The organism is Sphingobacterium tabacisoli (assembly GCF_017908035.1).
GTDB classification, from domain to species: domain Bacteria; phylum Bacteroidota; class Bacteroidia; order Sphingobacteriales; family Sphingobacteriaceae; genus Sphingobacterium; species Sphingobacterium tabacisoli.
The window spans coordinates 2,553,162-2,562,943 of sequence record NZ_JAEQMU010000001.1; the positions used below are offsets into that span (position 1 = coordinate 2,553,162).

Annotated in this window: 9 protein-coding genes and 1 rRNA gene; 5 read left to right on the forward strand and 5 right to left on the reverse strand. The window is 39.7% G+C overall.

Translation table 11 applies throughout. From position 1 onward, the window contains the following. Nucleotides 1-37: 37 nt before the first annotated feature. Nucleotides 38-1,528, reverse strand: a complete 1,491-nt coding sequence (locus JKG64_RS10840) for a succinate CoA transferase (protein WP_210354273.1) — start codon at nucleotides 1,526-1,528, stop codon at nucleotides 38-40. Nucleotides 1,529-1,867: 339 nt separating this feature from the next. Here JKG64_RS10840 and JKG64_RS10845 point away from each other — a divergent pair, with 339 nt between their 5' ends. Next, nucleotides 1,868-2,680 (forward strand): AraC family transcriptional regulator, encoded by an 813-nt coding sequence (locus JKG64_RS10845; RefSeq protein WP_202103544.1) that lies wholly within the window; start codon nucleotides 1,868-1,870, stop codon nucleotides 2,678-2,680. Between the two features lie 14 nt (nucleotides 2,681-2,694). Further along, on the forward strand, nucleotides 2,695-3,570 hold the full coding sequence (locus JKG64_RS10850; protein WP_210354274.1) for a 3-keto-disaccharide hydrolase: 876 nt from the start codon (nucleotides 2,695-2,697) through the stop codon (nucleotides 3,568-3,570). Nucleotides 3,571-3,638: 68 nt separating this feature from the next. On the opposite strand, the gene rpsT is transcribed toward JKG64_RS10850, so the two are convergent. After that, on the reverse strand, nucleotides 3,639-3,893 hold the full coding sequence (rpsT, locus tag JKG64_RS10855) for a 30S ribosomal protein S20 (RefSeq protein ID WP_021069222.1): 255 nt from the start codon (nucleotides 3,891-3,893) through the stop codon (nucleotides 3,639-3,641). 176 nt (nucleotides 3,894-4,069) lie between these two features. On the opposite strand from rpsT, the gene JKG64_RS10860 reads away from it, so the two are divergent. Continuing rightward, nucleotides 4,070-4,618 carry an RNA methyltransferase gene (locus tag JKG64_RS10860; protein WP_210354275.1) on the forward strand — a complete coding sequence of 183 codons (549 nt, stop codon included), beginning with the start codon at nucleotides 4,070-4,072 and terminating at the stop codon, nucleotides 4,616-4,618. Nucleotides 4,619-4,681: 63 nt separating this feature from the next. After that, on the forward strand, nucleotides 4,682-5,554 hold the full coding sequence (gene sucD, locus JKG64_RS10865; RefSeq protein ID WP_021069224.1) for a succinate--CoA ligase subunit alpha: 873 nt from the start codon (nucleotides 4,682-4,684) through the stop codon (nucleotides 5,552-5,554). A gap of 53 nt (nucleotides 5,555-5,607) precedes the next feature. Here sucD and JKG64_RS10870 read toward each other — a convergent pair whose 3' ends face one another. After that, nucleotides 5,608-6,108, reverse strand: a complete 501-nt coding sequence (locus JKG64_RS10870; RefSeq protein ID WP_210354276.1) for a DinB family protein — start codon at nucleotides 6,106-6,108, stop codon at nucleotides 5,608-5,610. Between the two features lie 81 nt (nucleotides 6,109-6,189). On the opposite strand from JKG64_RS10870, the gene JKG64_RS10875 reads away from it, so the two are divergent. Further along, complete coding sequence (locus JKG64_RS10875; RefSeq protein WP_210354277.1) at nucleotides 6,190-8,049, forward strand: CocE/NonD family hydrolase; 1,860 nt, start codon at nucleotides 6,190-6,192, stop codon at nucleotides 8,047-8,049. A gap of 30 nt (nucleotides 8,050-8,079) precedes the next feature. On the opposite strand, the gene putP is transcribed toward JKG64_RS10875, so the two are convergent. Both putP and rrf read right to left on the reverse strand, forming a co-directional pair. Next, entirely contained in the window at nucleotides 8,080-9,576 is a 1,497-nt protein-coding gene (gene putP / locus JKG64_RS10880; RefSeq protein WP_210354278.1) for a sodium/proline symporter PutP, read from the reverse strand. Between the two features lie 117 nt (nucleotides 9,577-9,693). Next, a 5S ribosomal RNA gene (rrf, locus tag JKG64_RS10885) occupies nucleotides 9,694-9,782 on the reverse strand; the annotation flags it as partial.

Sequence of the window (9,782 nt, forward strand, 5' to 3'; positions counted from 1 at the left end):
AAAAGAGTTAAGAGATTTACGCTCTTAACTCTTTTTTTTATTTTTTCATTGTTCCCGTCTCCCCCAGTCTCAAATGCCAACTAAACGCTTCTTCGAGCAAGTGTGGGGTATGACCTCCACGAGCACAGGCTCTATCAAAGTAAGATTGCAGTTCTTCTCTATAATCGGGGTGCACACAGTTATTAATGATTTGTTGCGCTCGCTCTCGAGGCGCCAGCCCACGCAAATCAGCAAGACCGATATCGGTCACTAGAATATCAACATCGTGCTCCGTATGATCCACATGTGATACCATTGGCAATACATGCGATATCGCATTCTCCTTGGAAGCGGCTTGTGTTACAAATATACTCAGGTAGGCATTACGGGCGAAATCTCCCGAGCCCCCTATTCCGTTCATAATCTTTGTACCTGAGACATGCGTCGAATTGACATTTCCATAAATATCAAACTCAATAGCTGTATTGATAGCGATAACGCCCAGTCTTCGAATAAGCCCCGGTGTATTTGATATATTTTGCGGACGAAGGACAAATTTATCCCGATAACGCTGAAGGTTATCAAAAACACGATGATAACAATCTTTCGATACCGTGATAGAAGAAGCTGAAGCAAAACTCAACTTTCCAGAATCAATAAGGTCGAATGTACTATCCTGCAATACCTCCGAAAACATTGTCAAATCGTAGAAATTGCTATCCTTAAATCCCATCAATACCGCATTGGCTACCTTTCCTATTCCAGCTTGAATAGGAAGTAAACGATCTGTTAAGTGACCTAGTTTGACTTCATTTTCAAAAAACTCGAGAATATGACGGGCTATTGAAGATGTCTTGGCATCTGGAGCTGCGATATCCGCAGGGCTATCTGTGATATCAGTAAATACGATACCAATTACCTTGCTCGGATCCAACGGAATTGTTTTACGCCCAATTTTGTTCCAAGGAGCAACAATAGGGATGACGTTACGATGAGGGTAATTCTCCGCTTGATAGATATCATGGATCCCATATACCTCTTCTGGAACCGCAGTATTAATTTCCAAGATCACCTGCTTTGCCAATCCGGCAAATGTAACCGAGTTACCTACTGAAGTAGTCGGAACAATACTTCCATCCCTATCGATGTACGCTACTTCTATAATAGCGATATCCACCGGAGGAAGGTTTTCGTTATGTAGGAGCTCTGCACTTTCACTCAAGTGTTGATCGATAAACAAGACCTCTCCGGCATTTATTTTATTTCGTAATGTCCGGTCTACTTGAAAAGGCATACGTTTACTCAAAGCCCCAGCCTCGGCTAATTTACCATCAGTATCATGCCCTAGTGAAGCCCCTGTCATCAGGGTGATTTTTATACTTTCCTTCTTCGCACGCTCAGCAAATGCAGGTAAGACGACCTTGCTATCTCCTGCTTTTGTAAACCCACTAGACCCTACGACCATACCATTCTGGATAAAAGAAGCAGCTTGTTCCGCTGTCATCACTTTATCACGTAAAGTTTCTAAACGTATTCTTTCAACACTCATTATTTATAAAATATGACTTTTTATATCTTTCTATTAATCAAACAATTTACAATATTATAAATTAAAAATCGACCTAAATTATTATATTCTGCCAGTAAATTATTGATTCCTATCCAAAACCACATAAAACACTAATAATCAATAAAAAAAAGATCATACAAAACTTACAAAAGCAACAAACGCAACACCTAAGAATCTAATTGACAAAGCATTAACAAGAAACAAGATTAACCTATGATTTCATATTTCAGTCTTTAGCTTCATTTTTAGAGTAAGCTCTCACTTACTTTTTGGTTTTGTAAGCAAAAAACTGGAAATTTATACCTCAATCAACAAGCTATGGAAAAGGAATATGTAAACAAATATTACATGACCGATGTGGACGCATTTGACGATAGTATCTATTGCCATCACGCATTGATGGGCGATAATCATATCGAAGAACACCTGCATAAAAAGGGGCAATTTTTATATACCGAGGGCGGAGTTGTATTTCTCAAGACCTCTGACAAGTCTTACTTTCTACCTGCACGTCATTACATTTGGATTCCTTCTGGAATGAAACACAGTATACATCCGAGTTCCTCACATGTGGTTATGAGAAATCTCTATTTCCCTAAATACGAAACAGACACGGACTTTTTCGACAAAATCAATATATATCCAGTCAACGACCTTTTGATTGAATTAATCATGTTTACCAATCGCTGGAATGGCAACATTTTTCCCGTTGAAGAACCCAAATACTCCATAGCCAAAGCGTTTAAATTAATTCTACCGGAATTATCGCAATCAGAACTACCTTTAGCATTGCCTTATCCACAACACGAAAAGCTGAAGAACATCGTTTCTTTTCTCGAAAAGAATATCTCTGAAAATATAAGCTTCAAAGAACTTTCACAACGATTCGATATCAGTGAACGAACATTAGCTCGCCTTTTTCAAAAAGAGCTCAATATGTCCTTCATTCAATACTATACAATATTGCGAATGTTAACAGCACTACGGTTATTATTGGATGAAAAGATAAGCGTCAACGAAGTAGCACTCCGAGTGGGCTACAGTAGCCTACCGACCTTTAGCAATACCTTCAATAAGGTAATTGGGATAAGGCCTAGCGATTATGTTAAACATCAAAATACACTACTCTAAATAACCCTAATCAAATGAACCTAAAACATTTCTTGACTATAGCATTTGCTTCGGCTGCGCTCCTTTCCTGCAATGCCCAAAACAAACAAACAGATAAGACTGTAAAAGTACCTGCCCCTATACAATTGTTCAATGGGAAGGACATCAATGACTGGACGGCAAAGATCCGCTTTCATGAAGTCGGTGAAAACTATAAAAACACATTCCGTGTTGAAGATGGCCTGTTGAAAGTACGGTACGATGGCTACGAAGACTTCAACAAACAATATGGACATCTGGCCTATAATAAGCCATTTGGTTATTACATATTACGCGTTGAATATCGTTTTGTAGGAGACCAAGCCAAAGGGGGTGAAGGATGGGCCTGGCGTAATAGTGGCGCTATGCTACACGGGCAATCCCCAGGGAGCATGCTCAGAAATCAGGATTTCCCAATATCTATCGAAGGTCAGCTTTTAGGCGGAGACACCACCCCGACTTCAGAGCGTACCACCTCCAATCTATGTACTCCGGGTACGAATGTTTTCTACCGCAATGAGTTATATACTCCACACTGTGTGGGTTCGACATCTAAGACTTACCATGGAGACCAATGGGTTACAGCCGATTTCGTTGTATTCGGAGATTCATTAATAAGACATGTACTGGAAGGAACAACTGTTCTAGAATACAGCAAGCCTCAAATCGGAGGCGGAAATGTAAGCGGATATGATGAGACGCAGAAAAAAGATGGGCAATTGCTTAAATCGGGACATATCTATCTGCAATCTGAAAGCCATCCAATTGACTTTCGAAAAGTAGAGCTGTATGACCTAGATAGCTACAAAGACAATCCAAAAGCACTAGAAACTATAACAAATACTATCCTTAAAATGAAGGATAGCAAATAAACTTAGATTTATTGCAATAAAAAAAGGATGCCAAAAGCATCCTTTTTTTATATTCTTAGTAAAAAAGATTACGCTAACTTGTTAACAAATTTTGTCAACTTAGATTTGTTATTTGAAGCTTTTTTCTTGTGGATAACATTTTTCTTAGCCAAACGATCTAGCATAGAAACTACGCGTGGTAATAACGCTTTAGCTTCTTCAGCAGAAGTTGTATTACGTAATTTTTTAATTGCGTTACGAGTAGTCTTCGCTTGGTAACGGTTTCTTAAACGCTTCGCAGCGTTAGCTCTAATTCTTTTAATCGCTGATTTATGATTTGCCATTTCTCTTAGCTATATTTTATTATATACTTTTTTATACTAAATTCGGATTGCAAAAATAACCAGTATTATTCAATATTCAAAATCTATTTTAAAGTTTTATTCTGTACCCTTTAATGATTAGGAGATAATGTTATCAGAGTGCTTCATTTTTCACATTATACTCCTTAATTTTGAGCATGCAAAAACTATCAATGGATCAATTGAACCGTACTGATATAACGGCCTTCAAAGCGCAAGAGAAAACACCTATTGTCTTGGTTCTAGACAATGTGCGCAGTATGCATAATGTAGGCTCAACCTTCAGAACAGCAGACGGTTTCGCATTAGAAAAAATCATACTTTGTGGTATTACGGCCTGTCCTCCCCACCGGGAAATTGAAAAAACAGCACTTGGTGCGACTCAGTCTGTAGAGTGGAAACATTTTCAAAGTAATCTAGAAGCTATACAATCCCTTAAAGAGGAAGGCTATAAAATTTATGCCATAGAACAGGTTTCTAGCTCGATATCACTTCCAGATTTTACCATATCTGAAGATGAAAAATACGCTTTAATTTTTGGAAACGAAGTCCATGGCGTGGACGAACAGCTCTTGCCCCATGTCGATGGATGCATCGAAGTTCCCCAGTTTGGCACAAAGCATTCCTTCAACGTATCGGTTACTGTTGGTGTAGTATCCTGGGATTTGCTCACCAAGATGAAATATTCTTATAAAAAAATGGATTAGCACTCCCTTTATTTCGGGAAGTCATTACAAAATAGTAGATTTGCTCTGCAAAAAAATAGAACAATGAGTGTATTAGTAAATAAAGATTCAAAAGTTATCGTTCAAGGATTTACTGGAACAGAAGGTACTTACCATGCTTCTCAAATGATTGAGTATGGTACTCAGTTAGTAGGTGGTGTTACACCAGGTAAAGGTGGTCAATCACACTTGGACCGTCCTGTATTCAATACCGTACAAGATGCAGTAGATGCTACTGGTGCTAATGTTTCCATCATTTTTGTACCTCCTGCATTTGCAGCAGATGCTATTATGGAAGCAGCGGCGGCAGGAATTGCTTTAATCGTTTGTATTACTGAAGGTATTCCTACGAAAGATATGATCCAAGTAAAATCATACTTGAGCGACAAAAACTCTCGTTTGATCGGACCTAACTGTCCTGGTATCATCACAGCAGAAGAAGCTAAAATCGGTATCATGCCAGGATTTATCTTCAAAAAAGGTAAAGTGGGTGTAGTTTCTAAATCAGGAACTTTAACATATGAAGCGGTAGACCAAACTGTAAAAGCAGGTTTAGGTATCACTACAGCTATCGGAATCGGTGGAGACCCAATCATTGGAACAACTACAAAAGAAGCTGTTGAGTTATTAATGAATGACCCTGAGACTGAGGCAATCATTATGATTGGTGAAATCGGTGGTGGAATGGAAGCTGAAGCAGCACATTGGATCAAAGAAAATGGTACTAAGCCAGTTGTTGGCTTTATAGCTGGTCAAACAGCGCCTCCGGGACGCCGTATGGGACACGCTGGTGCTATCGTTGGTGGTGCAGATGATACTGCAGAAGCTAAAATGAAAATCATGCGTGAGTGTGGTATTCGTGTTGTAGAATCTCCAGCAGAAATCGGAAAAGCAATTGCGGAAGAATTAGCAAAATAAGCTTCCGTAATTTATATAGAAAAAGGCCTCTTTATAACAAGAGGCCTTTTTTATTATCCATTGCTCAAATCGTCAGCAGAAGGACCATATATCCCGGGTACAGGAATATCTAATAACCGTAGATAAAGAGACAATTGTCCTCTATGGTGAATGAGGTGATTCTGTATGATAAAACGCATCGCCCCAACTTTTGGCATTTCCGCGATAACGTGATCACCAGCACATAGCGTCCACATCGACGACCAATCTTCGTCTGTCAATGAATTGATCATCTTTACATTCTTAGCGTAGCCTTGATCCAACACTTCGCTAATTTCATTCATATTCGTCGGTTTGAATGGGGTATAATCTTTCTTAAAGTCAAACACACTTTGTCCCAAAGCCTTATGTACCCAGTTGTGCAGCTCTACGACATGGGCTGCCAACTCTCCCGCGGTCATCGATTTAACATGCGGTCTCCAATCGAGATGCTCGTCCCTTAGCCTGCTAACAATACGTCTCGTATTTTCGGTTTCTCTTTCTAATTCAATCAAAAAGCCTTGTTTCAAACTCATAATATTTCAAATTTTGTTTTCTCTAATTTAGAAAAAATAGTATAAATACTTATATTGAATTCTCATTTGAACCAAGTTACCATGAAAAAAATCCTACTTCTGCTATTACTATTTCCACTTCTTGGCCATCTCTGTGCCCAAGAAGTAAACGAGGCCTATATCAGAGCACATTACGACAAGATCGAAGAATACATCCCCATGCGAGATGGAACCAAACTCTTCACAGCAATCTACATTCCCAAAGACAAAACAGTAAAACATCCTATATTACTGAATAGGACCCCTTATACCGTAGCTCCTTATGGACAGGATAAATATAAAAGTAGCTTGGGTAACTTCGAAAAAATGGCTATCGCTTCCTACATTTTTGTATACCAAGATGTACGTGGCAAATGGATGAGTGAAGGTACATTTGAAGATATTAGACCTACCAGAACAAAGGAAAATAAACTCCAAATCGACGAGAGTACAGATACCTATGATACTATAGACTGGTTGATTAAAAACATCAAGAACAACAATGGAAAAGTAGGTATGTATGGTATTTCTTATCCCGGGTTTTACGCTACTACTTCACTAGTCGGCTCTCACCCGGCGCTTAAGGCCGTATCACCGCAGGCTCCTGTGACCGACTGGTTTATTGGAGATGATTTTCACCATGGAGGTGCTTTATTTCTTATTGACGCTTTCCGTTTCATGTACACGTTTGACGCTCCACGCCCGCGCCCCATCACAAATGAAAATGGACCTAAAGGATTCAACTTAGAGTCCAAAGATTGGTATAAGTTCTTTCTTGATAACCCTACTCTAGGAGAGTTAAAGACAAACTATCTAAGTCACACGGTCAAGTTTTGGGACAATCTAGCTAAACACAATACCTTAGATACATTCTGGACTAGCCGTACCATTACACATCATCTAAATACCGTCAAACCAGCTGTCATGGTCGTCGGTGGCCTCTTTGATGCCGAAGATACCTATGGTGCTTTTGAAACCTATAAACAGATTGAAAGACGAAATCCAAACAACAATAGTATTCTAGTAATGGGACCTTGGTTTCATGGAGGATGGGTCCGTGGCAAAGGCGATTCATTTGGAGATATTAAATTCGATCAGAACACAAGCACACACTACCAAGAGACATTCGAACTACCGTTTTTTGAATACTACCTAAAGGGAAAAGGAACCTTCAACCCTGCGGAAGCAAATATCTTTGTCACCGGCAGTAACCAGTGGAAAACATTTACGCAATGGCCACCACAGGAAAGTAAAGAACAGTCCTTCTATCTAAACGAAAACAACAGGTTAACTCCGACACCAAACCAGGGGCAAGATAATTACATTGAATACGTAAGCGATCCCTTAAAACCGATTCCTTCACAAGAGGGCATAATCACAAATCGTACCCGAGAATATATGATTGCTGATCAACGTTTTGCTGCGAATAGACCGGATGTCATCGTTTTTGAGACCGAAGTTCTATCGACGGATATCACTATGGCGGGTCCAATACAGGCGGATCTACATGTATCAATGACAGGTACTGATGCAGATTTTATTGTAAAAGTAATCGATGTATACCCGGAAAACTCGACTCTTGTATCCCCGGTCAACAAGGAGACTGTGATGCAAAACTATCAAATGCTTGTCCGTGGAGAAATCCTACGAGGCAAGTTTAGAAATAGTTTTACTACCCCTAAACCCTTCATCCCAGGACAAGTGACCAATGTAAAAGTCAACCTCCCTGATGTCGCCCATACATTTAAAAAAGGTCACAAGATCATGGTACAGATACAACATAGTTGGTTCCCTTTAACCGATCGCAATCCAAATCAATTCATGGATATCTACAAGGCTAAAGCAGAGGATTATATCAAGAATACACATCGTCTGTATTTCGATCAATCCAAACCAAGTCGCATCAAATTCTCGACTTTATAAAAAAAGGGAGCTTGAAATAAGCTCCCTTTTTTAAGACTGAACAATTCTCTTCACTTCATCAAACTCATCCTGAACCTCTTTCGATACAGGCTTACTTAATAAAGACACAGCGACTATCGTCAAAAAGCTAAGAATAAAGCCGGGAATAATCTCATAAACTTCTTTATAATTATGCGGTACATACACCCATAACAATACAACTACTCCGCCCACCAACATACCTAGTAAGCCCCCTAACGCAGTAGTGCGCTTCCATACCAAAGACAAGACGATCAATGGTCCAAATGCTGCTCCAAAACCAGCCCAAGCGTTACCAACAAGATTCAAAATACTATCCTGCGGATTTAAAGACAATAGCAGAGCTACTGTCGCGACAATGAGCACCGACAGTCTGCTCATAAGCAACATACTCTTCGCTGAAGCATTCTTATTAAAAAAAGCTTTATAGATATCTTCTGTCATTGAACTCGACGTAACTAAAAGCTGGGAAGAGATCGTACTCATCACGGCCGCTAGAATAGCTGATAACAAAAAACCTCCGATCAATGGGTGGAAGAGAGTCCGAGATAAATGTATAAAAATAGTCTCGGCCATTTCCTTCGAACCGTCAAATACAAGCATACGATTCTGATCAAACTGATAGAGGTAAGCAATACCAAACAAACCGACCAACATTGCTCCTCCTACCGTGAATATCATCCAGCTGATTCCTATACGTCTTGCCTTAGTAAGATCCTTAATATTATCAATCGCCATAAAACGGACAAGAATATGCGGCTGACCACAATAGCCTAATCCCCAAGCTAACAAAGAAGCTACAGAAACAGCCGTAGTTCCCTCCAAAAGATCCAGGTAATGGCTTCCTTTTGTATCAATAACCTCTAACGTTGTTCCTAGTCCGCCTATCTGAGAAACCACAACAATAGGAATAATAACTAATGCGGTAACCATAATTGTTCCTTGCACAAAATCCGTTAAGCTCACCGCTAGAAAACCACCTAAAAAAGTATATAGAACCACCACTGAGGTTGTAACGAACAAACCTGTATAATAATCTATCCCGAAAGCAGATTCAAAAAGTCGTCCCCCCGAGACCATTCCTGCTGAAGTATATAAGGTGAAAAATACCAAGATAAGAATAGAAGATACAATTTTCAATAACTGTGTCTTATCACGAAAACGGTTCTCAAAATAAACAGGTAGTGTAATCGCATTCTTGGCAACCTCCGTATACACGCGTAATCGAGGGGCTACTATGACATAGTTTAAAAAAGCACCTGTAGTTAATCCAATAGCTATCCATGCGCTGGAAAGCCCAGAAAGATACATCGCACCTGGCAGTCCCATCAATAACCAGCCACTCATATCAGCAGCACCAGCAGACAAAGCCGTTACAGCGGCGCCCATTTTTCGTCCACCTATCAGAAATTCATCCGAATTACTTGTCGATTTTCTCCAAGAATAGATACCTATTCCTACCATTAGCGCCATATATAATCCAATAGATATTAGTTCGTATACATTCATATATTATTTTTATACTGTAAAGATGGAATAAAAACGACTTAAATTGCAATTTACTGGTTAGTTATTTTCAAATAAACAGAAAAGCCCCTCCAGTTTCCTGAAGGGGCTTCGTATTAAAAAAGGCACCGACCTACTCTCCCACCTGTTACGGCAATACCATCGGCTCTGGCGGGCTTGACTTCTCTGTTCGGAATGGGAAGAGGTAG

What these genes read in the sequence shown, in the direction of transcription:
- JKG64_RS10875 (WP_210354277.1), top strand. Translation starts at nt 6,190, where the DNA reads ATGAAAAAAATCCTACTTCTGCTATTACTATTTCCACTTCTTGGCCAT.
- sucD (WP_021069224.1), top strand. Translation starts at nt 4,682, where the DNA reads ATGAGTGTATTAGTAAATAAAGATTCAAAAGTTATCGTTCAAGGATTT.
- rpsT (WP_021069222.1), bottom strand. Translation starts at nt 3,893, where the DNA reads ATGGCAAATCATAAATCAGCGATTAAAAGAATTAGAGCTAACGCTGCG.
- putP (WP_210354278.1), bottom strand. Translation starts at nt 9,576, where the DNA reads ATGAATGTATACGAACTAATATCTATTGGATTATATATGGCGCTAATG.
- JKG64_RS10860 (WP_210354275.1), top strand. Translation starts at nt 4,070, where the DNA reads ATGCAAAAACTATCAATGGATCAATTGAACCGTACTGATATAACGGCC.
- JKG64_RS10850 (WP_210354274.1), top strand. Translation starts at nt 2,695, where the DNA reads ATGAACCTAAAACATTTCTTGACTATAGCATTTGCTTCGGCTGCGCTC.
- JKG64_RS10840 (WP_210354273.1), bottom strand. Translation starts at nt 1,528, where the DNA reads ATGAGTGTTGAAAGAATACGTTTAGAAACTTTACGTGATAAAGTGATG.
- JKG64_RS10870 (WP_210354276.1), bottom strand. Translation starts at nt 6,108, where the DNA reads ATGAGTTTGAAACAAGGCTTTTTGATTGAATTAGAAAGAGAAACCGAA.
- JKG64_RS10845 (WP_202103544.1), top strand. Translation starts at nt 1,868, where the DNA reads ATGGAAAAGGAATATGTAAACAAATATTACATGACCGATGTGGACGCA.